Origin of the sequence: Natronoarchaeum mannanilyticum (assembly GCF_039522665.1) — an archaeon.
Classification (GTDB): domain Archaea; phylum Halobacteriota; class Halobacteria; order Halobacteriales; family Natronoarchaeaceae; genus Natronoarchaeum; species Natronoarchaeum mannanilyticum.
Genome location: NZ_BAAADV010000010.1, coordinates 1 through 766, shown reverse-complemented (window position 1 = coordinate 766; position 766 = coordinate 1). Strand labels below are relative to the sequence as shown.

At 59.7% G+C, this 766-nt stretch carries 1 tRNA gene and 1 rRNA gene; both read left to right on the top strand.

The annotated features are described in order from the left end of the window. Positions 1-116 precede the first annotated feature (116 nt). Positions 117-188, top strand: a tRNA-Ala gene (locus ABDZ81_RS18120). Between the two features lie 221 nt (positions 189-409). Next, positions 410-766: ribosomal RNA gene (locus tag ABDZ81_RS18115) — 23S ribosomal RNA — on the top strand; the annotation flags it as partial.

Sequence of the window (766 nt, the reverse complement as noted above, 5' to 3'; positions counted from 1 at the left end):
CAACCAGTCATGGTCCGACTTCGACGACTCGCCCGTTCGGCCGGGCGCTAACGAACTACCAAGGCTAACACCTATACGCTCTCCCAGCCGCCTCGACGATCGGGGCGGCCGGGAGTGGGCCCATAGCTCAGTGGTAGAGTGCCTCCTTTGCAAGGAGGATGCCCAGGGTTCGAATCCCTGTGGGTCCATGTCCCGTGCCCGACTCGAACCGTTCCCCTTAAGTGGGAGACGGGGATGAGTTGTGGTACGAGCACACCGATGCACCATCCCGTGCGAGCGCGGATGGGAAGGGTCGATACCGCCCCAGACCACCGGGCGGTAGATGAAGACCGCGTGTACGTGCGATCCAGACGTCCACTGGACTCATTCATCGAAGACGACACCGCGTCGTCTCCGACCTGGTCCAAATTTGACGTGGCTACGACGCCGGCTGGTGAATGGCTCGGCTCGAGAGCTGAAGACGGACGTGCCAAGCTGCGATAAGCCTGTGGGAGCCGCACGGAGGCGAAGAACACAGGATCTCCGAATGGGAATCCCCTCGCAATTGCCTTGCGCAATGGGGAACGTCGGGAATTGAAACATCTTAGTACCGACAGGAATAGAACGCAAAACCGCGATGTCGTTAGTAACCGCGCGTGAACGCGATCCAGTCCAAACCGAAGCCCTCACGGGCAATGTGGTGTTCCGGACTGACATGCAGCACGTGACCTTCTCCGAGAAATCTTCTGGAACGAAGTGCGATACAGGGTGACAGCCCCGTATCGGA